The sequence below is a fragment of the Pantoea sp. PGP6 genome (genome assembly GCF_053474785.1).
The window spans coordinates 90,610-115,002 of the sequence record NZ_JBQBMA010000002.1; the positions used below are offsets into that span (position 1 = coordinate 90,610).

Annotated in this window: 22 protein-coding genes, 2 pseudogenes and 1 other annotated feature; of the genes and pseudogenes, 15 read left to right on the plus strand and 9 right to left on the minus strand. The window is 52.0% G+C overall.

What is annotated here, in order from left to right; all coding sequences use genetic code 11:
* Positions 1 to 50: 50 nt before the first annotated feature.
* The gene (locus tag ACLIBF_RS20805; RefSeq protein ID WP_448310475.1) at positions 51 to 950 is read left to right on the plus strand and encodes a LysR family transcriptional regulator; all 900 of its coding nucleotides are present in this window, start codon (positions 51 to 53) and stop codon (positions 948 to 950) included.
* A gap of 22 nt (positions 951 to 972) precedes the next feature.
* Here ACLIBF_RS20805 and ACLIBF_RS20810 read toward each other — a convergent pair whose 3' ends face one another.
* Both ACLIBF_RS20810 and ACLIBF_RS20815 read right to left on the minus strand, forming a co-directional pair.
* Positions 973 to 1,992 carry a zinc-dependent alcohol dehydrogenase family protein gene (locus ACLIBF_RS20810; RefSeq protein WP_213053044.1) on the minus strand — a complete coding sequence of 340 codons (1,020 nt, stop codon included), beginning with the start codon at positions 1,990 to 1,992 and terminating at the stop codon, positions 973 to 975.
* On the minus strand, positions 1,982 to 2,977 hold the full coding sequence (locus ACLIBF_RS20815; RefSeq protein WP_213053045.1) for a zinc-dependent alcohol dehydrogenase family protein: 996 nt from the start codon (positions 2,975 to 2,977) through the stop codon (positions 1,982 to 1,984). Before ACLIBF_RS20815 ends, ACLIBF_RS20810 begins: the two co-directional genes overlap by 11 nt.
* Before the next feature lie 297 nt (positions 2,978 to 3,274).
* Here ACLIBF_RS20815 and ACLIBF_RS20820 point away from each other — a divergent pair.
* Positions 3,275 to 3,442: pseudogene (locus tag ACLIBF_RS20820) on the plus strand (family 1 glycosylhydrolase); the annotation flags it as partial.
* 78 nt (positions 3,443 to 3,520) lie between these two features.
* Here the strand turns inward: ACLIBF_RS20820 and ACLIBF_RS20825 are convergent.
* A complete protein-coding gene (locus ACLIBF_RS20825; protein ID WP_221028701.1) occupies positions 3,521 to 4,147 on the minus strand; it encodes a GlxA family transcriptional regulator in 627 nt (208 codons plus the stop codon).
* A gap of 487 nt (positions 4,148 to 4,634) precedes the next feature.
* Between ACLIBF_RS20825 and ACLIBF_RS20830 the strand changes: the two genes are divergently transcribed.
* Positions 4,635 to 4,940, plus strand: coding sequence for a putative quinol monooxygenase (locus ACLIBF_RS20830; RefSeq protein ID WP_213053046.1), 306 nt, complete (start codon positions 4,635 to 4,637; stop codon positions 4,938 to 4,940).
* A 268-nt stretch (positions 4,941 to 5,208) separates the two neighbouring features.
* Here the strand turns inward: ACLIBF_RS20830 and ACLIBF_RS20835 are convergent.
* Positions 5,209 to 6,344 (minus strand): IS3 family transposase gene (locus ACLIBF_RS20835; RefSeq protein WP_448310476.1). Its coding sequence is split into 2 segments (ribosomal slippage): positions 5,209 to 6,098 and positions 6,098 to 6,344, totalling 1,137 coding nucleotides; the frame shifts between segments, so codons are not numbered across the junction.
* A 584-nt stretch (positions 6,345 to 6,928) separates the two neighbouring features.
* Here ACLIBF_RS20835 and ACLIBF_RS20840 point away from each other — a divergent pair.
* Together ACLIBF_RS20840 and ACLIBF_RS20845 are read left to right on the plus strand one after the other, a co-directional pair.
* Positions 6,929 to 9,580 (plus strand): excinuclease ABC subunit A, encoded by a 2,652-nt coding sequence (locus ACLIBF_RS20840; protein WP_448310477.1) that lies wholly within the window; start codon positions 6,929 to 6,931, stop codon positions 9,578 to 9,580.
* Positions 9,581 to 9,783: 203 nt separating this feature from the next.
* Positions 9,784 to 10,215, plus strand: coding sequence for a DUF488 domain-containing protein (locus ACLIBF_RS20845; RefSeq protein WP_313752658.1), 432 nt, complete (start codon positions 9,784 to 9,786; stop codon positions 10,213 to 10,215).
* Between the two features lie 33 nt (positions 10,216 to 10,248).
* Here the strand turns inward: ACLIBF_RS20845 and ACLIBF_RS20850 are convergent, their stop codons facing one another.
* On the minus strand, positions 10,249 to 10,548 hold the full coding sequence (locus ACLIBF_RS20850; protein ID WP_448310712.1) for a hypothetical protein: 300 nt from the start codon (positions 10,546 to 10,548) through the stop codon (positions 10,249 to 10,251).
* A gap of 305 nt (positions 10,549 to 10,853) precedes the next feature.
* Here ACLIBF_RS20850 and ACLIBF_RS20855 point away from each other — a divergent pair.
* Both ACLIBF_RS20855 and ACLIBF_RS20860 read left to right on the plus strand, forming a co-directional pair.
* Positions 10,854 to 12,064: pseudogene (locus ACLIBF_RS20855) on the plus strand (IS3 family transposase).
* Positions 11,132 to 11,248, plus strand: a sequence feature (AL1L pseudoknot). It overlaps the preceding pseudogene by 117 nt.
* Before the next feature lie 274 nt (positions 12,065 to 12,338).
* Positions 12,339 to 13,028, plus strand: coding sequence for a hypothetical protein (locus tag ACLIBF_RS20860; protein WP_031378115.1), 690 nt, complete (start codon positions 12,339 to 12,341; stop codon positions 13,026 to 13,028).
* A 32-nt stretch (positions 13,029 to 13,060) separates the two neighbouring features.
* Here ACLIBF_RS20860 and ACLIBF_RS20865 read toward each other — a convergent pair whose 3' ends face one another.
* The gene (locus ACLIBF_RS20865) at positions 13,061 to 13,750 is read right to left on the minus strand and encodes an RES family NAD+ phosphorylase (RefSeq protein ID WP_039390081.1); all 690 of its coding nucleotides are present in this window, start codon (positions 13,748 to 13,750) and stop codon (positions 13,061 to 13,063) included.
* A gap of 450 nt (positions 13,751 to 14,200) precedes the next feature.
* Here ACLIBF_RS20865 and ACLIBF_RS20870 point away from each other — a divergent pair, with 450 nt between their 5' ends.
* Together ACLIBF_RS20870 and ACLIBF_RS20875 are read left to right on the plus strand one after the other, a co-directional pair.
* The gene (locus tag ACLIBF_RS20870; RefSeq protein WP_448310478.1) at positions 14,201 to 14,794 is read left to right on the plus strand and encodes a hypothetical protein; all 594 of its coding nucleotides are present in this window, start codon (positions 14,201 to 14,203) and stop codon (positions 14,792 to 14,794) included.
* Positions 14,795 to 15,000: 206 nt separating this feature from the next.
* Positions 15,001 to 15,954, plus strand: a complete 954-nt coding sequence (locus ACLIBF_RS20875) for an Abi family protein (protein WP_448310479.1) — start codon at positions 15,001 to 15,003, stop codon at positions 15,952 to 15,954.
* 31 nt (positions 15,955 to 15,985) lie between these two features.
* Here the strand turns inward: ACLIBF_RS20875 and ACLIBF_RS20880 are convergent, their stop codons facing one another.
* On the minus strand, positions 15,986 to 18,124 hold the full coding sequence (locus ACLIBF_RS20880) for an AAA family ATPase (protein ID WP_448310480.1): 2,139 nt from the start codon (positions 18,122 to 18,124) through the stop codon (positions 15,986 to 15,988).
* A 262-nt stretch (positions 18,125 to 18,386) separates the two neighbouring features.
* On the opposite strand from ACLIBF_RS20880, the gene ACLIBF_RS20885 reads away from it, so the two are divergent.
* Positions 18,387 to 18,983 carry a recombinase family protein gene (locus ACLIBF_RS20885; RefSeq protein ID WP_033755777.1) on the plus strand — a complete coding sequence of 199 codons (597 nt, stop codon included), beginning with the start codon at positions 18,387 to 18,389 and terminating at the stop codon, positions 18,981 to 18,983.
* Positions 18,984 to 19,096: 113 nt separating this feature from the next.
* Here ACLIBF_RS20885 and ACLIBF_RS20890 read toward each other — a convergent pair whose 3' ends face one another.
* Positions 19,097 to 19,843, minus strand: coding sequence for an SDR family NAD(P)-dependent oxidoreductase (locus tag ACLIBF_RS20890; protein ID WP_448310481.1), 747 nt, complete (start codon positions 19,841 to 19,843; stop codon positions 19,097 to 19,099).
* A 136-nt stretch (positions 19,844 to 19,979) separates the two neighbouring features.
* Here ACLIBF_RS20890 and ACLIBF_RS20895 point away from each other — a divergent pair, with 136 nt between their 5' ends.
* Positions 19,980 to 20,579 (plus strand): TetR/AcrR family transcriptional regulator, encoded by a 600-nt coding sequence (locus ACLIBF_RS20895; RefSeq protein WP_448310482.1) that lies wholly within the window; start codon positions 19,980 to 19,982, stop codon positions 20,577 to 20,579.
* 16 nt (positions 20,580 to 20,595) lie between these two features.
* Entirely contained in the window at positions 20,596 to 20,988 is a 393-nt protein-coding gene (locus ACLIBF_RS20900) for a VOC family protein (RefSeq protein ID WP_448310483.1), read from the plus strand.
* 140 nt (positions 20,989 to 21,128) lie between these two features.
* Here ACLIBF_RS20900 and ACLIBF_RS20905 read toward each other — a convergent pair whose 3' ends face one another.
* Entirely contained in the window at positions 21,129 to 22,079 is a 951-nt protein-coding gene (locus ACLIBF_RS20905) for an AraC family transcriptional regulator (RefSeq protein WP_448310484.1), read from the minus strand.
* Between the two features lie 95 nt (positions 22,080 to 22,174).
* Between ACLIBF_RS20905 and ACLIBF_RS20910 the strand changes: the two genes are divergently transcribed.
* Genes ACLIBF_RS20910 through ACLIBF_RS20920 form a run of 3 tightly spaced genes read left to right on the plus strand, consistent with a single transcriptional unit; the run spans position 22,175 to position 24,320 of the window.
* Entirely contained in the window at positions 22,175 to 22,918 is a 744-nt protein-coding gene (locus ACLIBF_RS20910; RefSeq protein ID WP_448310485.1) for an SDR family NAD(P)-dependent oxidoreductase, read from the plus strand.
* 17 nt (positions 22,919 to 22,935) lie between these two features.
* Entirely contained in the window at positions 22,936 to 23,340 is a 405-nt protein-coding gene (locus ACLIBF_RS20915) for a VOC family protein (protein WP_448310486.1), read from the plus strand.
* Entirely contained in the window at positions 23,337 to 24,320 is a 984-nt protein-coding gene (locus ACLIBF_RS20920; RefSeq protein ID WP_448310487.1) for a saccharopine dehydrogenase family protein, read from the plus strand. The genes ACLIBF_RS20915 and ACLIBF_RS20920 overlap by 4 nt, the downstream gene beginning before the upstream one ends.
* Positions 24,321 to 24,393 lie beyond the last annotated feature (73 nt).

Here is a 24,393-nt window from a genome sequence, read left to right on the forward strand (position 1 = left end):
TTTTCAGAATTCCTAAATATGGAACCATGAAACTTCAAGGAGCGGCTACGATGCAAAACAAGCTGGAGATGCTGCGTATTTTTTGCGTGGCTGCCGAATCACGAAATTTTAAGGAAGCGGCGATGCTACTGGGGATATCACCCCAGGCAGTCACCCGGGCAGTAAAGGAACTTGAAGAGCAGCGGGGAGAAATTTTATTTTACCGGAGTACCCGACAAATAAAGATAACTGCAGATGGAGAACGTCTTGCAAAACAGGCGCGCCAGGCGGTTGACTCTCTTGATTCGCTGTTAGTAAAAGGCGTTAAGGATAAAACTGATGAAATGGGGGGGACGGTGAGATTAACTATGTCTTCGGTATTAGGCCGAAAACTGGTTGTTCCTGCACTGGCTGAATTTGCGCGTCAGTACCCGGATATCGTGGTGGACTGTGTGCTGACCGACTCGCACAGCGATGTTATCGATGAACGTATCGATATAGGTATCCGTTTTGGATTTTTGCCTGACAACCGGTATGTGGCGCGCGAACTGGCAAAGATTCATTTTTACCCTGTCGGTACACCTGAGCTGATTGATAAGGTTGGAATGCCTGCCAGCATCGCTGAGCTGGATTCCTATCCTCTGACGGCATTGTTTGATCATAAGACGGGTCGCTATTGGCCCTGGACATTTACCGAAAGCCGCAGCTTCATCCCGTCGAAACCTCGCTTTATTGCCGATGATCTTGAGGCTGAGTTCCAGGCTATTCTGGCCGGTGTTGGATTTGGGCATATGCCGGGATTTTTAGTTCTGCCGTGGCTTAAAAGTGGCAAGCTTATTCAGATACTCACCGAGGAGACATCACCCGTCTGGCGGTTGTACCTTTACCGCCCTCAGCGTGGGCCAACGCCATTGAGGATCAGAGCGCTGTTTGACTATCTTGTAGACGTGCTGGGTGAACTGGAAACCTGACCCGAAAAGGGGTCAGGTTTATTCAGACAGGATCAACCCTGACAATGATCTTTCCGATTTGTTGATTTGATTCGAGATACTGGTGTGCTTCCCGCAGCTCTTCAAATTTAAAGCATTTATCTATCTGTGGCTTCAGAAAACCGGCCCCCATGCAGCTCAGGATAAAACGCTTTGCTTTTTCCCGAATGGCTGGATCATTCAACACTTCCAAAAAGAGGAAGCCCCGCATAGTGAGACTCTTGCGTAATGCCAGTCGCAGAGGAAAAGGCGTTACATCAGGACTCAGCGCACCATGCATGACCATACGTCCTTTTGCGGACATGGCCTGTGCGATATGTTCAATCTGAGGTCCACCAACAGCATCAAACACGATATCAAGATGCTCACCCCCCAACCGCGAAACAATCGCCTGATAGAGGTCAGGTTCATCTTCACTGGCAATGACATCTTTCACACCTAAGGCAAGCAGACGTTCCTTTTTCTCCATCGTCAGGGTGCTGGCAATCACTCTGGCTCCGGCAGCTTCTGCAATCTGAACCGCAGCCAGGCCAACACTGCTTGATGCAGCAGTGACCAGTACGGACGCACCCTTTGTCAATTCCCCGGCATGCACGATCCCACCCCAGGCGGTAAGGTATTGCATCCATACTGATGAGGCTTCTTCCCAGCTCAGACTGTCAGGTTTATGCACCAGATAGCTTTCAGGGATCAGCAGCTTATCTGCGCAAGTGCCAAAACGCGCCAAGCTGTCAGAAGGCAACACTGAAACATTATCTCCAGGAGAGAACTGCTTAACACCTTCGCCCGTAGCCAGCACCACGCCAGCACCTTCGTAACCAAGGCGAGAGGGAAATACGGCCTTCTCGATATAAGTACCCCGTCTGAACATGGTGTCTGCCCGGTTAAGACCGATAGCTTTCATCTGAATCAGCACCTCACCTGCTGCCGGTAAGGCAACAGGCAGGTTTTCGAGTTCAAGGACGTCGGCTTCTCCGGTGCAGTTAAAGCGCCAGGTTCTCGCCATCAGGCCGTTAAATGACATCAATCACAACCTTGATGGAAGCTGAACCATCCTGAACTGCGTGGTGGGCATCAATGGCCTGGTCTAGTGAGAAATGACGAGCATCAACGACCGGACGAATTTTGCCTTCTTCAACCAGACGGGTGGCGGTTTTCAGAACTTCACCGTGATGAGCACGACGTTCACCTGTGAGCATTGGCAGCAGAATAAAGACACCCGACAGGGTTGCACAACGCAGCGATGACGTAGCCAGGTTATGGTCACCAAATGCAGCACAGCTGGTGATATGGCCGTAATAGCGCGTCATGGAAAGTGAGGCGTCGAGGACAGGGCCACCAACCGTATCGTAAACGATATCAAAGCCTTCACCATCGGTGCATTGCTCAATGATGTCCTGCGTGGAAACCTTTGTGTAATCCAGCGGGAATGCGCCCAGCGTTGTAATCAGCTCCTGATCTGCCGTACATCCGGTTGCAGCAACTTTTGCACCGAGTGCATTTGCCAGCTGGACAACCATGTTACCTACGCCACCGGCGCCACCCTGTACCAGCACATGTTGACCAGCCTGTACATTGGCATTATCAACAAGGCCAGACCATGCCGTGAGGAACGTTAACGGCAGAGCTGCGGCTTCACGCATGGAAAGGTTACGTGGTTTGATGGCAAGCAGGTCTGCATCTGCAGCAATGAACTCAGCCAGTGAACCCTGAAGGCCGCGAACGCCACCGGTCAGGCCGTAGACTTCATCTCCAACACGGAACTGGGTTACGCCTTCACCGACAGCAACCACTTCCCCTGCCATATCAGTACCCTGCACAGCAGGGAGCTGAGGCATGGCGTACGGAGCCTCTCCAAGACGAATTTTATAATCAATCGGGTTTACACCGCTGGCATGAACACGCACCAGAACCTGACCAGCCTGTGGTTGTGGCACCGGGAGTTCTTTACGGGCAAATTTATCATCACCGAAATTTTCGAGTACGAGAGCAGTCATTGTCTGGTTCATGTGTATTCCTGTTATGTAATTGGGGACGGACAGAAGATAACAGGAACCAGTAATCCATTTGATGGCATAGTGTGGATTACATAATTCCAAAATTAACACCAATCAGATATATCGTTGGGATGCCTGACGTGTTTTCAGTTAATGTGGGTTTGTGAAAATGGAATGCAGGTCGACAGGGATAAATGCAGGCTCATTTGCAGGTATTGTGGGTTTGAGAGCTGCGCTGGTTGCAGCTAATGTGAGCTGATAATCAGCGGTAAATGCAGGTCGTACCTATTTCAAATGCAGGTCGCTACACCTATAGACATGATCAGCGCAAGCACGTCTCAGATGTCCAAACGATACGGATTTATACGTGTTGACCAGGATGATATGGGGAACGGAACACTAAAACGCTCCCGTAAGAAAAGCTTCCACTGGTATAAAAAAGTCATCGCCACGAACGGAAAAGACCTCAGTAGTTAACACAGCACAGCCCTGGCAGCACTGTGCTGTCAGGGCGTCCCATAATTCCGCGCGGATACCTCCCGGTCCTACTGTGCATTATTCCCGGGTACGGTCTTTCACCCAACGGCGGTATAATGCCGGATTCATACCGGTCATCCGGCTGAAGACCCTCCTGAAACTGCCCTCATCCGCGTAACCTGCATCAGCTGCGATCTGCTTTATGGTTTTAGCGGATGTTTCAAGTGCCAGCCTTGCCATTTCACACCTGATCCTGTCGATAAACTGTTTCGGTGACTCGCCTGTTTCCGCCTTTATACGCCTGTGAAAGGTTCGCTCCGAAATGGCAAGGCGCCGGCACAGCTCTCTTGTGGTAAGCAGCGTTGATGCTTCCTGCCTTATAAAAAATTCTGCACCGGGCAGAATACTGTCCGGCCGGCTGAGGTGCGCGGTGGGCATATAAACAGCCCTTGCGGGAGGCGTTGTATCCACTACAGCAAATTCTGCTGCAATGCGCGCAGCCTCCGTCCCCTCAAGCTGACGCACAACGTGTAAGGCCACATCAATCCATGAAAGCGGCCCGCCAGCCGTAACTATACGGTTATCCTCAGTCAGAGCATTGCCCCAGATGGCGTTTGCCCGGGGGTAACGGCGCTTGAGCTCATCGTACAGCCACCAGGTTGTCGTACATTTTCTGCCGTTGAGCAGCCCCGCCTCGCCCAGCATAAACACTCCGCTGCACGAGCCACAAGCCAGCGCGCCATGCACGTATACTGTTGCCGTATCCATGACGCTATGCTGCCCAGCTTACCGAGCTGTGGCGGTGTGTTTGATGCATCGGGTACAAACCCGGGGATCAGAACCGCATCGCATGATTTGATATCTGCCAGTGCCGCATCGGCGGTCAGTAACCGCCCGCTTCCGTCGGTCACAGGCCGCCCGTCCGGACTTGCTGTCATGATATTAAAGGGTGACGGCTCCTTGCGAGCAGCTGATATGGCTCTTCCGGCAAGAGAGAACATATCAGCCAGCCCGGTATAGCCTGAAGCAAGGCATCCCGGGGAAGCAATAATGACTATCTTTTTCATCTCAGTCCTGTAATTGGCCGAAAATGCCGGTTTAATGGCAGATTCGCCACAGTGCCATGTTGCCTAACCCTGATACAATAATTCTCGTAAGAAAGCCATGATTATTACAACAGGAGAAAGAAACAATGAGTACAACAGCAGGACTGATTTCATTTAAAGCGAGAGAAGGAAAAGGCGCTGAAGTAGCAGAGCGCATAGCCGCTGCTTTGCCTCATGTTAATGCAGAAGAGGGCACCACTCACTGGCTGGTGATCCGCTCAGAAACGAGTCCTGAAACGGTTTTCCTTGTAGATCTGTTCAGTAGTACAGACTCAAGGGAACTCCATATGTCCGGTGAAGCAGCTAAACAAATATTCGCTACCGTACCCGCTCTGCTGGCAGAAGAGCCACAAATTCATCCTGCGGTTTTGATTGCGGCAAAAGGTATTTAATTCGGTACGTTATGAGTTCAGCTCACATCTCATAGCGCACATAGAAGGCTGTAAATTTTACATGTCCGCTTTTCGCGGACATTTTTGATGAAAATTCTAGAGCGGTAACCCTAAGCAGCCAAATCTGACCGGGTATACCCAAAAGTCACCCCTGAATCGCCACGGATAATCTAGACACTTCCGAGCCGTTGATGGACTGACCCCGCCCCGGTAGACGATCCTGCCCTATAGTTTGGACTGACCCCACGCCTGTAGACAAATCCTGTCCTCACGACGAGGCCTGTTCGAAGGCCTCCGGACTGACGCCGCCGAGGTGGCTGTGGCGCCGGGACCGGTTATAGAAGACTTCAATGTAATCGAAGATATCCGCCCGGGCCAGATCCCTGGTTTTATATATGCGTTTTCTGATCCGTTCTTTTTTCAGCGAACTGAAGAACGATTCGGCCACCGCATTATCCCAGCAGTTGCCACGCCGGCTCATGCTCGGCGCCAGGTTATTGGCCCGGTAGAAGCGCTGCCAGTCGTCACTGCCGTACTGGCTGCCCTGATCGCTATGTACGATAACCTCGCTGTCTGGTTTTCGGCGCCAGACCGCCATCATCAGCGCGTCGAGCGCCAGTTCGCGTGAGAGAGTGGGTTTCATCGACCAGCCGACCACATTACGGGCGAAGAGATCGATAACCACCGCCAGATACAGCCAGCCCTGCCAGGTGCGGATATAAGTAATATCGGTGACCCAGACCTGGTTGGCCCGGACAACGGTGAACTGCCGCTGCACGCGATTAGGAGCAACGACTGAAGGCCTGCCAGCGATACGACGTGGCGCTTTATAGCCGCGCACAGCTTTAATCCGGTTCAGTTGCATGATCCGACCCACCCGGTTTCTACCACAGGTTTCCCCCATTTCGTTCAGATCGCCATGAACCCGCCGGTAACCGTATACGCCTCCGCTCAGGGAATATGAGTCGCGGATAAGCATCAGCAGGCGCTGGTTATCTTTATCACGCCCCGAGACAGGGTTATGCAGCCACGCATAGAACCCGGCCCGGGCGACATTCAGTACCCGACACATCGTCATCACACCCCATACAGTTCGGTGCTCATTGATAAAGCGGTACTTCAGTCGGGCTCCTTTGCAAAGTACCGCGCGGCCTTTTTCAGGATATCCCGTTCTTCTTCGGTGCGTTTTAGCTGCGCCCGGAGTTTCAGGATCTCGCTTTTAGCTTCCAGTAAATCCCGGGCATGCTGCTCGCTGTTATCAGGTTTGATAGCCCGTAGCCACTTGTAGAGGCTGTGTGCAAAGACGCCCAGACGCGCAGATACTTCGGCGACGGAATAACCGCGTTCCGTTATCTGACGGACGGCTTCTTCCTTAAATTCAGGTGTAAATCGTGGTGTGCCCATACGCTCCTCCTATACTCAAACTATAGGGCAGGATCGTCTACCGGAGCGGGGTCAGTCCAGGGAGCCGTTAACGACCTGATGGCGGTTGTTCTGGAAAGCTATCTTCGGGAGGAATTCCCCGATACGGGCAAACGAAATGAGTCGCAGAAGAGGTCAATCGACGACACCATTTCGATAGTCCGCTCCTATCTCCGTTAACTCTGCCAGGCAGATGTCTGATGGGGTCTAAAACTGTAATGAAAGGAAATGACATATGAAATCACGTGCATTATTCATATGTATTTTTTAATTGGTACCCGAAACCGCCTGAGTGTCGCCATCAGCTGGGTCTGGAACCACAGCGTCGCGTACCGGGGAGCCCGCATTATCACGGGAGCCAAATCTCCGGTCCCGGGTACGCCGCCAGCCAGTTCTCATACAGAAGGCGGATCCGCAGGGTACCACCGGGCCCAGCTTCAGCAATCTGTTTCCGGTCACACAAACGCTTTTTTCGACGGGCTTTCTGATCGAGCGGTCCGGCACACCAGATACCGTCACAAGAGGTGGCCTTATTAAGAGCGGACACACCTAACACAGGAAATTCTATGGCAAAGAAACTTTTCGGTTATCATCCCATCCTGACTGACGACAGCAATTCAGTTGTGATTCGCGGTGCTCGCGAGAACAACCTTAAAGAGGTGGATGTTTCCATTCCGCGCAACGCATTGGTTGTTTTTTCGGGTGTGTCAGGCTCGGGTAAGTCTTCACTGGCCTTTGGCACCATTTATGCTGAGGCGCAACGGCGCTACTTTGAATCGGTTGCCCCTTACGCTCGTCGCCTCATTGATCAGGTCGGGGTTCCGGATGTGGATGCCATTGACGGACTGCCGCCAGCCGTTGCGCTTCAGCAACAACGCGGTGCCAGTAACGCGCGCTCCTCTGTCGGCAGCGTGACCACCTTATCCAGTCTGGTGCGAATGATGTACTCACGGGCGGGCGCTTATCCTGCCGGACAACCGATGCTGTATGCCGAGGATTTTTCTCCCAACACGCCGCAGGGGGCATGCCCTTCTTGCCATGGTCTGGGCCATATCTATGAGGTAACTGAAACACTGATGGTGCCCGATCCCTCACTTAGTATCCGTGAAAGGGCTATTGCTTCCTGGCCCCCGGCCTGGCACGGACAGAATCTGCGGGATATTCTGGTGACGCTGGGGTATGACATCGACACTCCCTGGAAAAATCTGCCAGCGGAAGACCGTCAGTGGATCCTTTTTACCGAAGACACCCCCACGGTACCGGTTTTCCCGGGACTGAGTCCGGAAGATACGCGCGAAGCCGTCAGGAAAAAAATGACGCCGGGTTATATGGGGACCTTCACCGGGGCACGTCGTTATGTGCTACATACCTTCGCCAGCACGCAAAGCGCGTTGATGAGAAAACGAGTCTCCCGTTTTATGGAAGGCAAGCTCTGTCCGGTCTGTCACGGGAAAAGACTGAAGTCAGAATCATTGTCCGTCACCTTTGCCGGTGTGGACATTGGTGAATTTATGCAGATGCCCTTAGACCAGCTGGCGGAATTGCTCCTTCCAATCTCCCGGGGGGATTTCAGTGCCCACCACGCCGGCGCAGATGCCGACAGGGATATCACCCGTCGGGATCGGACAGAGCGTGCTGCATCCGGAAAAGCGGTCCATTCCGTGACACCCGATGTCCGCCGGACATCGGCGTTATCGGAAGAGAAACGACTGGCGGCACAACGGCTGACCGGTGGTGTCATGGCCCGGTTGTATCAGTTGCAGAAACTGGGGCTGGGTTATCTTACGCTGGACAGAGCAACCCCAACTCTATCTGCCGGAGAGCTTCAGCGACTGCGTCTTGCCACGCAACTAAGTTCGATGCTGTTTGGTGTGGTCTATGTTCTTGATGAACCGTCTGCGGGTCTGCACCCCTCAGACAGTAAAGCGCTTTACGATGCGCTTGAGAACCTTCGTGATGCCGGAAACTCGGTGTTTGTCGTTGAACATGATCTTAACCTGATGCGACGGGCGCAATGGCTTGTTGATGTGGGACCGTCGGCTGGTGAACAGGGAGGACATGTTCTCTACAGTGGAATTCCTGAAGATCTGAAAGCCGTCACCCAATCTCGTACCGCGCGTTATTTATTTGATGAAGTCCGGCCACCACAATCTTTTGCCCGTATCCCATCCGGGTGGCTGAAACTGCAGGGGATCCATCGCCACAATCTTAAGTGGATCGATGTTGATATTCCTCTGGGTGTGCTGACAGCCGTGACGGGAGTCTCTGGCTCCGGTAAATCCAGTCTGATTGCCCAGGCCTTACCGGAACTGGTGCTTTCTTCACTTGGCGGTGAGCCAGAAGACGTGCTTTCCGAAGCCAGCGACGCTGAGGGGCCATCCGTAACGGAGAAAACGTACGGTACCCTGACCGGTGATACCGGACTGGTAAAGCGTCTGGTTCAGGTTGACCAGAAACCGATAGGCAGGACCCCCCGTTCAAACCTGGCGACATATACCGGGTTGTTTGATCCTGTTCGTAAGCTCTTTGCCGGAACGACTGTCGCCAAACTCCATCATTACGATGCGGGTCAATTCTCTTTCAATGTGGCAAAAGGCCGCTGTGCAACCTGTGAAGGTGAAGGATTCGTCAGCGTGGAGCTGTTGTTTATGCCGAGCGTGTATGCACCGTGCCCGACCTGCCATGGCGCGCGGTATAACCGGGATACTCTCAGGATCTGCTGGCAGGGCAAAAATATCGCGGAGGTCCTGCATATGACGGTGGATGAAGCCAGTCAGTTCTTTGCGACTGAAGAACCAGTGGCTCGTCCCCTCCGTCTGCTGAGTGAAATTGGTCTGGGCTACCTGCGTCTGGGACAACCAGCAACCGAGTTATCCGGAGGGGAGGCGCAAAGGATCAAGCTGGCAACCGAACTACAACGTAGCCAACGTGGCCACACGTTGTATATCCTAGATGAACCGACAACCGGCCTGCATGCTTCAGACGCCGACCGCCTCCTTGTGCAGCTGCAGCGGCTTGTTGATGCAGAAAATACAGTGATAATGATTGAACACGATATGCGGGCGGTTACTCAGGCAGACCAGGTTATCGACATCGGTCCTGGAGCGGGACATGAGGGAGGACGCTTGGTTGCCGCAGGAACTCCCGAACAGGTATCGCAGGTCAAAGAAAGCCGTACCGCACAGTATATTGCCAGGGAACTCTCACGGAACGGTTAAAAAGGGCTGTGTCGTCATTGCGTCAATGGCGGCACATTCCCGGCGTGTTCTGTATCAGTAATCTCCCGCAGGTATATTATATTTATTGTGATACTTGGACTAACGAGAAATTTGTCAGTAATGGATAACAAAATAGCGTGCCGGGATCATGATTTTCATACGGCGCTTATTAACACTGTTGTGAACAGGTAAAAGATAATCTGATGAGAATATTCACCATTGGCTTCACACAATCTTCTGCGGAACACTTTTTTACCCGACTAAAAAACTCAGGAGCGAAACGTATTATGGATGTTCGCCTCAATAATCGTTCTCAGCTGGCTGGTTTCGCAAAACAGGACGATCTGAAATACTTCGCCCGTACATTGTGTGGAATGGATTATGAACACTGGCCTGATCTTGCCCCGACACGGGAAATGTTTGAGCAGTATAAATTAAACAATGGATGCTGGGACACCTATGCGGCTGATTTTATCAATTTGATAACACAAAGACAGATTGAACATCTCATCAAAAAGCAATTTTCTGATGCATGTTTACTATGCAGTGAACATAAGCCTCATCACTGCCACAGAAGACTTGTTGCAGAATATCTGGCAGGAAAATGGTCTGATGTCAGTATCATCCATTTATAGTAATGCTCGCACTTACGTATCTGTTTTTTTTCACTATTTGAGGTTGTATAAAAAGAAGTGACCCGCCGGCGCGCTCAGGTCTACCGTGTCGCCTTCACTGACGACATTATGGAGGGTTGATGAGACATAACTAGGATCCTGTCCTTCCGCATGCGTATCTTCGCGTTTCACGGAAATATACAGGTAACCGGCCCGGGGCATGCCGGATAAGCTATAGCCCAGTTCAGGGACAAAGACACGGAGCGCCACGTACTGTCCCGATCGGTAATCAGGCAGGGCCTGTCCGTCTTCGACCGTCAGATAAAAAGACGTGAACTCCTCGCTTTCTTTTATTTTTTTGCTGACGTTAAAAGCGCGTCAGCCCAGCCAGCGGCCGGGTGTGGTACGGCGCTCATCATAAAGCCTTTTCTCGGATCCGATAAATATGTTATCCAGATGCTGGTACGCGACAAATAGGCACCGATGAGTGAGTTATTCATCGGGACGGAAAGCACTTTGCTAATGGAATGGAGTACATTGTCACCGACAATACTGTAGTTCGCGGCCTTAATATTCAGGCTCACATGTTTGTGGCAAATCAGCTCAATGAACCGCCCCGGTAATCCTGGAGACTACACTCTTTGAGAGAGGTAACCAGGATGACAAAACATAACCGATTTCCCCCTGAAGTTCGTCAACGCGCTATTCGTATGGTTCTGGAAAACCAGAATACCTACAACTCACAATGGGCCGCTATCTGCTCCATTGCCCCTAAGATCGGCTGCACTCCCGAGACATTGCGTATCTGGATCCGTCAGCAGGAGCCCGTTGATGATGAGCAGAATGCGCTGACTGCCAGCGAACGCCAGCGTCTGAAAGAACTGGAGCGGGAAGTCCGCGAGCTGCGCCGCAGCAATGATATTCTGCGTCAGGCTTCAGCGTATTTTGCCCAGGCGGAGCTCGACCGCCACTGGAAAAAATAATGTCGCTTCTGGAAAATCTGAGCGGTGAACACGGGGTCGGGCCAGTCTGTCATGAGCTGGATATTGCTCCGTCAACGTACTACTGGCATCAGCAACGCCGGAAGTGTCCTGAACGACGCAGTAGTCGGGATAAACGCGATGCCGTGCTGATACCTGAGATACAGCGCGTATACGAAGAAAACTACAGCGTTTACGGTGTGCGTAAGGTCTGGCGACAGCTAAAACGTGAAGGTGTCGGCGTTGCCCGCTGCACCATTGAGCGCCTGATGAAAGCCCTGCAGCTACGTGGGGTGACACGCGGCAAAAGTGTCAGAACCACCCGCAGCAACAAAGCCGAAACACCGCAGGATCGGGTGAACCGGCAGTTCGTGGCTGAACGGCCCGATAGTCTTTGAGTGGCCGATTTTACCTACGTCAGCACCTGGCAGGGGTTCGCATATGTGGCCTTCATCATTGATGTGTTCGCCGGTGTTATCGTGGGCTGGCGGGTCTCATCCACGATGGAAACGTCGTTCGTGCTGGATGCACTGGAGCAGGCGCTGTGGGCCAGACGCCCGAGCGGTACCATCCATCACAGCGACAAAGGTTCGCAATATGTGTCACTGGCGTACACGCAACGGCTGCAGGACGCGGAGCTGCTGGCTTCAACAGGCAGCACGGGCGACTCATATGACAATGCGATGGCAGAAAGTATCAACGGGTTGTACAAAGCGGAGGTGATCCACAGGCAAAGCTGGAAAACCCGACAGGATGTTGAGCTGGCTACGCTGAAATGGGTGGACTGGTACAATAATCACCGATTGATGGAACGGACCGGATATATCCCGCCAGTGGAGGCAGAAAAAGCCTATTACGCTTCGCTGAATGACCGGGATGTGGCAGCCTGATCACTCAGGCAAAATACTCTCCAGGAAAACCGGAGCGGTTCACCCATCGCAGCTGAGTGAACCCCTATATGTAGTTAGGCGACCAAAAAACCACCATCAACGTAGGCAGATCTGGTTCTTACAGAAAACGGATCTAAAAATGCTTTAATAAATAGCATCAATAGAATCGAATCGATTAATAGCTAAGAACTATAAAAGACGGAGTGAGAACAAAACTTGCGCAACTTAACGATTTAACGTATCCTTTGAAGCATGAAATCGAAAAGGAGGTTTTATGAACACGCCAACCCAAAAACGAAACGCTAATGATCGTTCCTCCACTATGCATAATTTTATGGACAACAGCATTGCTGCAGAGCGTCTTCAGAATTTTTTTCAGGATCTGGCAGAGGAAGTCAGGTCAGGTAAAACGCCGATTGCTCCTGAGAGTATGGGGAAGACCGACGCAATTTTTACCATGGATACCATTCTGAAGTTTCTTGAAAATCGCGCCGTTAACAGCCTAACGCCGGAAAAAAAACGTCAGCAACGACGTTTACACAGTAAGGCCCTTTTCTTTCAGACACTAGAAAATGATGGCGGTGTTTACAACTCAGCTAAAGCTGCTGAAATAGTGGGAAAGAGTAAACCCACGGTTAAGACCTGGAAAGATACCAATCAGTTACTTGCCCTTGATATTGACGGTGAGTTTTACTACCCGGTGTTTCAGTTCACTAATGAGGAAGGGATCTCGGATAAAGGCGTGCTCCGGGGTGTGGCCGAACTACTGCCTATGCTGAGCAGCTTCAGTGATCGACTAAAATATTCTTTCTTTATGGAACAGAGAAATACCGTCCTGGATGGCCTGAACCCTGCAGGACGTGCGTTTACCGTTGCCGAGGTTCTGAAAAGTAATCCGGATGAAAAAGTCATGAATGAATTACGCCGGCTGGCTCGCAACTACGGCACACAGAACGCAGTTTGATGAAAGGGGGTGCTTGCCCCCCCCTTTATCAATTATTCCTCAACAGGAATTCCCAGATCATAAACAAGAATTTCGGCCGCTTCCCTACCCTGATATTCAAACTGACTGAGACTTGTCTGACTCCGGGTTGTGGCCAGCCCGGTTCCAGCCGGATCGTCATGCCATAGAACAAGGCATGGGTCACCGGTGACATTTGATGGAAACTCCATTCCTTCAAACCCTGCTGAATGAACCTTTTCAGCCAGATGCTGAGTAACTGCACGTGTTGAGGTTGTCACATCATTCAACCTTAAATCACTGCCTTTAATCAGCTTACTGACCTGAAGGACCCTGATATCTTTCTCAATAGCTACGGTGCCCATCATGTAATTATCGAGATCCGATTCCCTGAGCCCTTTTTTATGCTGAAACACTTCCTTCATTGCCGTGTCAGGAGTTTGGGCCACGTACATGGAGCCATTCTCACCATCATTAAGACTGTAACGGCAATCCTCGCCATTACGATTGAAAAAGACACTGCTTCCGCCGTGACTACCGAGCTGAAGCCGGAACACCTCAGTTCCTGATGGCACGGTCGTTCCGTACCGCTGGAGCTGTTCGTCCTGTAACTTCCCAATTTTATCGAGAACTGCCACGTCTTGTTCATTCATGCCTGCATTTAAAGAAGTTTCAACAATCTGATTAACTTCGTCGTTTAGGTTTACCCCTGATTTTAAACTCATATTGATTACCGCCTTTCTGGTAAGGATTTACATAAGCCATAGGCTTAATCTCCATCGTTTTGATGTTTTGTCCCCCGGACAGTATGCCCTGCAGGACGATGTATCTGTCGCTGTGCTGACAGACCCTCAAAGCATAAACGATTGAGAATGTTAAACAACGGCTTGTAATGCACAGAGGTACAGAAAAATTACGGGATACAGGGAGACAACCGTTCATAAAAGAAAAAGTGCAGATCCGCTTATGCCTTTTTCCGGATCTGACCGGATGCGGAGACAAGGCAGCAGGCGGAGCCGGAAAAGATTTGGCGTGTTTTAGGGTGGTTGACGTGTTTCACGCAGAATTGATGCAAAAAAAATAAAATGCATCATTTTTATTAAAATGAATACTATTTATTGCATCTAACGCTTTCCGGTGAAATGATGAGCTCATCGCTTTCCAGGAACTGAATCATGTCTGACAGCATCAAATCCAAAAAAATACTGCCGCTTCTGCTGCCGCCGTCCACAATCACGGTCCGTAACGTTCCGCATGAGGTTGACGCGGCCATTACCGAGCAGGCGAAGCTGGCGGGCAAATCCAAGAGTGATTACGTGCAGGAATTTCTAACGGCGTACTTTGGCGACCTGATCGGCAACTTTATCCGCACCAGTGAGCTGGTTGCGCTGATGGACCGGGAGATGGCGCGAATGGCCGGGACAGAGCTGAGTGATAATCTGTACGATCTGGAAATGACGCAGGCCGGGCACCGGGAATTCTGCCGTATTCTCGAAATAAAGAGCGAAGAAGACCTGCAGCGCATGATGCTTTTCGGTATGCCTTTGCTTGAGGTGCGTGCGAAGCAGCTGAAGGGCGTTAAGTACCTGGCGAGAGGTAATTCGCTCTATGCAGCAATGCTGGCCAGTGCGGTATCGCGTGACGAGGATACCGTGCTGGCGCTGCACCGTTCACTTTTCAGCCTGATGCCCGAAGAGGCTTTTCAGGCGATGGCCGATGAATTGCGCATCGCCATGCGGATGAAGCCTTTTGACTGGCCTCTTTTCTGAGACTTCTGAACGAGAAAAGCCACCCCGAGGGATGGCTTTTCCGGTACTAACTTAAACGCACGGGTCCGAAGAAATCCGCGCCTTGATGGTGCTTAATTTACCCGCATCTGACGCAACCGTCAACCTGATATCTGTAAAGCGTCGCGGAGGGCAGCATGCTACTGGAAGACTACATTTCTCCTGAACGTCTGAAAATTTACACGGATGTGCTGAAGCTGAAGCCCGAAGAGGCGCTGGGCGGCTATAACTGGAACAAGGCTCTGTCGGCCGCGATGCAGCCGCTGCTGCACTCCATTGAGGTGACGCTGCGCAACGCCATTGACTGTGCCATTCGCCATAATCCGCCGCCGGGCGCGGCCGGACTGTGGCGGACCGACGCTTACTGGATCTACGATCTACCGCGCTTCATTGATGATAAAACCTACATTCGGCAGGGTAAACGGTTCAAGACGGACAGGCAGGGAAATCCCCGCACGTTCCCGGATGGCAGTCCGGTATATCATTTCACCGCCTGGGAAGAGACTTGCGTGCGCAAGGTTTCAAAACGCATCAGCGATACCGGAAAGCCTCTGACGCCGGAGCGCGTGATCTCCGGACTGGACTTTGGGTTCTGGACCAACCTGCTCACGGCAGAGTATGAGGAGCCCAGAAACCTCTCGCTGCTGTGGCCCCACCTGACGGCGGATGTATTTCCCTCAAAGCCAGCGGGAATCCGGCGCCATCACCATGAGAGCAAGTTCACCCGGATCCGCGATTTGCGTAACCGCCTGGCGCACCACGAGGCCGTGTGGAAGTTTCAGGAGCTGGATGCGAACGGTAAGCCCGACTACGGTCGTCCCGTTTACGGCCTGAACGCCTCGCTGCATCTGCTCCGCCGTGCATGGGATGACTTGCTGGAGGCACTTTACTGGATAAGCCCTGCGCGCCATTCCGCCTTTATTGCAGAAAGCCATCATGTGCGGTTTGAAACGCTGGCCACTGCAAAAGGGCTGAAGTGTTATACCGGGCGTGACAACGTGACATTAACCCTGAACGTCAGGCCCAGCCGCGAGGCCAGAAAGCTCATCAGGTCGCTGCGTCAGGGTAAAACGGTGCGGATTACAGACCGTAATCGCCTGCTGGCGGTAATTGGTCCTGACTGGAGCCGCACTGAAAACTGAAGCCCGTTATCACACGTCAGCCTCTAACAGGTCAGGCAATTTCTTCCATCATGTCGTCATTTGCCGGCGGGGGAGGGAGTATCAGTGCGTCGCACTCCCTGATGACGTATTCAGGAATGAGATCAAACCGGGCAGGATCCAGCTGACAGATAAATTCATTTTCAATATGGTAGGTCTCATTCATGAATTTACGTATAACTGCGTTTTCGTTTCCGGTCTGAAGTAACCTGAAGACCTGCAGTTTCTCGTAGCCGTTCCGGCAAAGGTGATAAAGCGCGCGAATTCGATCCGGTTCTGTGAGCTGCAGGAGAGTGGCAGCATAATTAAAACCGGGTATGCGCATAACAATTGCCTGGCAGCCGCTGGCGACTTTCTCTGCGGCCATTTCAGGATGTCCCACCCCCTGCAAAACAGGTTCACGGCTGTCGATGGGCGTTTCCCGGTGATGAAACAGGTTTGACAGCACCTGATAGGCATCACCGCGGTCGTCCATAATTTCATAATGCCGGCGAAGATAAATCAGCTTAATGACATCCTCACTGTCAGAATCAGTAACGGACTGGCAGATCTGGGCAAAAGTGCGGATATCACTTTCTGCGATGAGCTGCTCGGTAATGCGGCCTGCGCTGTAGCGAAGGTGAGATGCTGTAACAAGATTACTGAACAGCTTCCTGACGGATTTTAGCGTATCAATAATAGGTTCAACGTCGTGAGTCAGCATCAGTACCGTTTCATTTTTCAGGCACTCACCGGTATTACGGCGGAACAGCATTTCAAGAATGGCAAATTTCTTGTTCTTATCAAATGATGAGATAGGGTCGTCAAGAATGATCAAATCAGGTTTTTTAGCGAGGCACTCATACATAAACAGGACAATTGCAAAGGCATTGCGTTCACCGTAGCTGAGATGCTGGCTGCCGCCGCTGACGTAGCCGTCAAAGTCTTCGTGGCGAAGCTTCAGCCGGCATTTATCGCCTTCCCCGATAATATCTACCTGATAGCGATAGCCGGCATAAGCCAGAAAAGTATTAATATCGGTTTTATGCTTGAAGATCAGCCTCTGCATGCCCTGACGCTGCTTGTTAATTTGACCCTGCAGGCGTCCAGCCTGCGTCGTCAGGCCGTCTAAAGAGGCGTTGAGGCTGGCCACGGTACGGGCCGTTTTATCCGACTGCAGCTCCGGAAAAAACTTCACGTCCAGGCGGCAGGCTTCCAGCGCAGCCTTGACGTTGGTGGAAGCGCTGAACGTAAAGCCGTTGAGGGTCTTGAGGGTATTCAGCATACCTATCAGGTTGTCTGTCTGCTTCTTCACCGTCACGAGATATTCTTCGTGCCGTTTTTCCAGACCGCTTTTCCGGGTTGTGATGTCAGCGAGGCGGGCGCGGGCAGGCTCGGAAAAATATTCGCCGAGTTTATCCAGCACGCCAATCAGGCCGATCAGGTTTTTAATGACGGCCTTATCATATTCTGTGCTGACGCGACTAATCTGCTCGGCCTTTTCACGTGAGTCGCCAGTGCAGAACGGACAGCAGCCGTCGGATAGCGCGGAGAATTTCTCATATCCCCGGGTCTGCCACTCAATCCACTCCACGCTGCTTTTACTCTGGATGTACGGCTTATAAGGTTCCAGGCCGTCGGGAATGTGCTGAAGCTTATTGCCAGCTGATAAGCCTTTCATTCCGGTAGACGTTTTTGCAATCCCGGTGTTGCTCAGCTTGAACGCGGCGCTGAGCTCACCCAGATGCGTGATGAATTGTTCAAGCCCGGCGTTATCAGCAAACTGCTGTCGTATGGCCATGACCATGGCTTCGATTTCACGTTCTGTCTCATGATACGCTTCGCTTTTGATGAAGATATCAAAGCTGTTGCTTACAAGTTCATCCGGCTGGAAAGTGAACTGATTCACATATTTTTCATTGAAGCACATGACGTTCTGCAGGCCATCGGCGCCGGTTACGCCGGGCCGGACTGCATCGGGATTCGAACCACGGTATCTGAACGGAAGCAGGTCACTGAGTCCCTGTTCATCCCCGTTTACCGTGCACTGAATCGCGCGGGAAATGGTGCTTTTTCCGGTGCCGTTAGGCGCAAACTTAATATTTAACTTGTTTTCTGCCAGAGTGATGTTTGCTTTATCGATGTTATTACAGCAATTAATTTCAATTTCCATACCCAATCCTTTACGGCAAAGACGCTGAGCGGATCCCTTATATAACAGGCCCGATTAATTAATCATGCTGAAGCCAGAACATATAAGCACCGTTTCATTTTCAGGTAAAGCACAGCGGCGTTCGCCGTGAGTGACGTAGAGCTGAAAAAATTGTTTCTCATTGGGAATATTTGCTTGTAATAACTTTTTTGCCTCGCAGGCATCGATAGAGATGCTGCGGAAATCTATTAAAAACGACCGGTTTCGTACATAAAATAACTACATGTCACGAGTTTTTGCCTACTGCAGGGTATCGACCCTCGAACAGAACACTGAAAACCAGCGTCGTGAGATCGAAGCGGCCGGGTTTGCTATCAGACCCCAGCGACTGATTGAAGAGTACATAAGTGGTTCAGTTGCGGCTGCTGAGCGCCCTGGATTTATGCGTCTCCTTGATCGAATGGAAAACGGTGACGTTTTAATCGTAACGAAGCTGGATCGCCTCGGGCGAAACGCCATGGATATCAGAAAAACCGTTGAGCTACTTTCTGCGTCAGAAATACGCGTACACTGCCTGGCGCTGGGAGGGGTAGACCTCACCAGTCCGGCCGGTAAGATGACAATGCAGGTAATCTCTGCGGTTGCTGAATTTGAGCGCGATCTGCTACTTGAACGTACACATGCTGGTATTGCACGGGCTAAGGCATCAGGAAAGCGTTTCGGCCGCCCGCCGGCTCTGGATGACGAACAAAAGAAAGCGGTGTTCTTGCGTCTTAGTGAAGGGAAGAGTATCAGCGCGATCGCCCGCGAATTTGACACCACACGGCAGACCATTCTAAGAGTGAAAGCGATAATGGAAGACGCTGATGCTCGTTCATGAGTTGCTTTTCTGCATATGTCCGCTTTGTGCCATAAGCGGACATCTGCGTTCTGGGCCAACACAAACGGGTGAGCGAGAGTAATTCTGTATTAAATGAACGTACCTGTCATCTGTCAGGTCTGAGAGGCGCCCCCGTCTGCGAACAGCTCTATACCATTCACATAACTTGAGGCATCACTGGCCAGGAATGAAACAACAGAGGCTATTTCTTCCGGCTCTCCGATACGTCCCAACGGACTTTTAGCGGTGAGGAAGGCGATCCCCTCTTCGGCATTATCGCCAAATGCGGCTCTGAGAGACGCTGTATTCACAGGACCCGGGCTGACAATGTTTATGCGTATACCCGACCCGTGCAGCTCTGTAATCCAGCTTCTCATCATATTTCTGACTGCGGCCTTGGTCGCACCATAAATACTCATGGTGGGTCCCGGGTCTGCTGACGCCGTCGAACCAATGATAATCACGCTCGACCCCTTTCCAAGCAGGGGCATAGCCTGCTGAACAGTCAACACAACACCTTTAACATTTGTGGCAAACTGATCGTGGATCTGTTTTTCAGTGATTTCACCAAGCGGAGCATGGACCCCACCGCCGGCATTAGCGACAAGAATATCAATGTGGCCGAATTCCGTTTTAACCTGTTCATAAAGCGCATCAAGACTAACCTTGCTGCTGACGTCAGCCACAATACCTTTTACATTTTTCCCCAGAGCCTTTACCGCCTCCTGAAGGGTTTGTGCATTCCGGCCAGTGATAATGACATCTGCGCCTTCGTCGCTCAGATTTTTCGCTATAGCCAGACCAATACCGCTTCCGCCACCAGTGATAACGGCGACCTTTCTCTTAAATGACTGATTCATAATTGTACCTAGTGTTTTTATGTAGTGTTCACTATATTCAAACCTGAACAGGCTGTCACTAACTTATTGTAGCGATCACTACAAAAAAGTTTTAAGATGGCATTCAGAAATACTTCTGATGCAACGGAAAAAACCTATGAGCGATACCGAAAAAACAATAAAAGCACCCAGGCGGATATTTGACAGAGAGTCAGGCGTGCAGACGGCTAAAGCGCTGTTTCATCAGCGTGGTTATGATGCTGTAGGTATCACGGAACTGACAAAGACGCTGAACATAAATCCTCCCAGCCTTTACGCCGCTTACGGTAGTAAAGCAGGGCTGTTTGAACGCTGCCTGGATCTCTATGTTGCAGAAGGAAACCTGCCGGCTGACAAAATTCTGACTCCGGGCAGGCCGCTGGATGAGGCGGTTGCAAATCTTTTTATGACTGCTGCACGTTTATACGCCCGATCCCCGGTCCAGCGAGGCTGTCTTGTGGCTGAAGGTATGCGTGCCGACGATCCGCAGGCCCGGGAGCTGGCAAGTCGCTATGGTGAGGCAGGAATTCAGTTCATCAGAAATTATATCCGGCAGTATGAACCTGCACGGGACCGCGAGCTTTCTGATTATGTCGTGACAACGCTGCGGGGCTTTTCTGCAGCCGCAGTAACGGGACTGTCAAAAGCCAGGTTAACTGCCGTGGCTCAGCTGGCCGGTCAGGCATTCAGCGCTCTCCTGACGTCAAAAAATGTTTAACCAGGAGGTAAAAGTTATGTCTGTTATCGACCATGTTGAAATTGCTGTAAAAAATGCTCAGGTATCGCTCAAATTCTTTGAAGCAGCTCTCGCTCCGCTGGGGTTCAGCCTGATTATTTCTGTGCCTCCGGAGCGTACTTTATCGGGTGGTGCCCGGTACGGACTGGGCCCGGAGGGATATCCGAGGCTCTGGCTTCATGATAAAGACATAACAGGCGCTTCAACACATCTGGCTTTTGCTGCCAGTGAGCGGGCCATCGTCGACGAATTCTGGCGTGCCGCTCTAAAGGCAGGCGGTAGAGACAATGGCGCGCCGGGAATCCGCGATCATTATCATTCACACTACTATGCGGCTTTCATCCTTGATCCTGACGGTAATAACATCGAAGTCGTCTGTCAGAAAGGATGAGTAAGAGTGCCGGCCGTCACTTTGCGAAATTGAACCACGTCTGAGTTACTGCGTGTTGGGTTTTCCTGGCTGCTACTCACAGAGTGAAATATCGTGAGGTGAGTTATTGCTTCGTTGCGGCAGCAAAATTTACTGCCGCATTAAACGTGGTGATTCAGAGAGCTTTCTGCATCATCAGCGTCGTTCCGGAGACTTGCAGCGTCTTTTAAAGGAGAACGGCCAAAGAAACGGGCGTACTCACGATTAAACTGGGGCACGCTGCGGTAACCCACCTCCATGGCAACAGACGTGACGCTCTGCTGACGCGCCAGTAATTTGGTTCTGGCATGAAGAAGACGGACGCGCTTCTGATACTGGACCGGACTCATGTTTGTCACAGACTTAAAATGACGATGAAAGGCCGATACGCTCATGGCTTCCTGCCCGGCCAGTGATTCAACCACAAATTCATCAGCAAAATTATGTCTTATCCAGCGAATCGCATTACCTATCCGCGCCAGCATGGTTCCCGGTGAAGCAATATCCCTCAGCATCCAGCCATGTGGGCCTTTCAGAACATGATAAAGGATTTCACGTTCATACACCGGTGCGAGAGCAGGGATATCTTCAGGACTTTTCATCAGGCGAAGCATTCTTACCCAGGCATCCAGCAGTTCGGGCGTGACGGCAGCAACGGAAAAAGCACCCGACTGTGAATCGGCCTTCACGGGAGGTAAATCAGCCAGCAGTGTCGCAATCCGTTCCGGCGTCAGGGTCAGGCTGACCGCGAGATACGGCTCACCGGTGGCTTCGGGATGGACTTCGCCTACGGCTGGCAAATCTACTGACATAACAAAGTAAGAAGCAGGATTGTAGTTGAATACCCGGTCTCCCACCGTCATGGATTTACTGCCTCGCAATATGAGATTAACCATCGGCTCATAGACCGCAGCCAGTGCATGTGCGGGAACGTTACCCTGCACCATTGCCACACGGGGGATGCCGGTTTCGGTTCGCCAGTTTCGGGCATGAGCGGCCAGAAGACGCAGCTCGTCAAGCAGGGGTTCCAGTGTCAAAGTCAGCCTCCTCAGCATGATGATTAAAGCGAGCATAAAGCAGAAAAAGGTAAGAATCGAGCAGGAACGCAGAGGCTGACCTGTCCGGGAAGTTTTATCCTTTTTCTATCGCAGACAGAAAGGATGAAATCATGAAAATTGTACTGATTACCGGCGGCAGTGGCGGGATCGGCGCCAGCGTGGCGCAGCAGTGCGCGGCTAAAGGAATAGGGGTGATTGTGACTTATAACAGCCATCCTGAATCTGCCCTGAGGGTTGTGAAGGAGATTGAAGCGTCAGGCGGCCGTGCCGTTGCGCTGCATCTGGATGTGGCTCGCACCGAAACCTTCGGCACTTTCCGCGACGCCTTACTGGACATAGTCAGTGTCACCTGGGAACGTGAGCAGATTGACGTGCTGGTCAACAACGCCGGGTTTGGGCTCTTCAACCCGATTGAAACGGTGACGGAGAGTGAGTTCGACAGTCTTTTTGCCGTACACCTGAAGGGCCCTTTTTTCCTGACCCAAAAGCTGCTGCCTCTGATTTGTGATGGAGGACACATCATCAACGTTACCAGCGCCACCACGCGCGTGGCTACGGCAGGTGTTGCGCCCTACGCTGCCTTTAAAGGCGGCCTTGAAGTACTGACCCGCTATATGGCCAAAGAGTTCGGGCCGCGGCGCATCCGGGCAAACGCAGTCTCTCCGGGTGCAATCCGTACGTCGCTTGGCGGAGGACTGAATGATGAATTTGAGGCTCTGCTCGCCTCACAGACCGCGCTGGAACGCGTGGGGGAGCCGGATGATGTCGGCCGGGTTATCGCAGGCCTGGTCTCTGATGACAGCATCTGGATTAACGCACAATCCATCGAGGTTGCCGGCGGCTACCAAATCTGAATCCTTCCGGAGGTTTTATGCTCGATCATCTGTTTTTAACGGTCAGCGATACAGACCGTTCTGTCCGTTTCTATACGGAAGCGCTTGCCCCTCTCGGCATTACGGTTCGTCATGATTATGACGGAAAAGAGGGGCCGCCCGGCCACCCGGATTTGAAAGGGTTCGGTGCTCAGGGCCGGATCTTTTTCTGGCTACGCGAAGGAATTGTTGCACCAGCTGCTGTACATGTCGGGTTTGTCGCGCGAAATCAGACAATGGTGAATGAAGCCTATGCTTCAGCCATGCGTGCCGGCGCGTCTGACAATGGGGCACCCGGTGCCCGGCTTCACTACGATCCCCGCTACTACGCCGCAGGCGTTTTCGACCCCGATGGCTACAGCCTGGAATTTGTTTATAAACAATGGCAGCACACTCAACCATGAAAACATTACTGATTTATGGCGCCACCGGTTATACGGGACGCATGACCGCCGCGCAGGCTAAAAGTGCCGGCCTGAATACTATTATTGCCGGCAGAAACAGGCAGCGGCTGGCCGCACTTGCCGGTGAACTTGACGTCAGTATGCGGGTATTCGGTCTGGAAGACGCTGCTGAAACTGCGCTGCAGCTGGCAGGCGTCAGCGTTGTGCTGAACTGTGCCGGGCCGTTTGCCGCTACGGCAGAACCGCTGATGAAAGCCTGTATAGACCAGGGTATTCATTACCTCGATATCACAGCGGAAATTAACGTATACCGGCTGGCTGAGTCACTGGGAGAAAGAGCGGCGCGGGCCGGGAGTATGCTACTGCCGGGCGTGGGCTGGGACGTGGTGCCAACCGACTGCTTGGCCGTTCGCCTTGCACGGCATGTACCGGAACCACGACGGTTGCGTATAGCATTACAGGTGGCTGGAACGATGTCCCGGGGGTCTGCCGTCAGCGCAGGCGAAATAATCGCAGCCGGCCTGCTGGAACGTGTTAACGGCATTCTGATAACGAAAGAGGATGCGCAGCCCGGCTGGTTTGATTTTGGTGAAGGCCCTGTGGCCTGTGCGCCGCTTTCCTTTGGCGATCTGGTGACGGCATGGCATTCAACCGGTATTCCGGATATTGAGATGTTTGTGCATGTCACAGGGGATGCCTTTCCGCAGGGTGATTTGTCCCTGCTTCCTGAAGGGCCCGGGCAGGATGAACGCGATGCAAATCGCGCACGCGCAGTTGCTGAAGTTACCGGGGCTGACGGGAAGATCCACCGGGCTGTGATCGGGACGGTTAACGGATATTCCTATACGCCGCTTGCGGCCACAGAAGCTGCCAGACGAGTTCTGAACGGTGACAGTTTCCCCGGCTTTCAGACGCCGGCGATCGTTTTTGGTAGTGAGTTTGCGCTGAGTATTCCGGGTACGTGGCTCCAGCTCTCCTGACTCTGTTAATAAGCTGCACCGTTCAGCCATGAGCTGGCCGGTGCTTCGCATTATGTCACTGCTTTGATTTTGA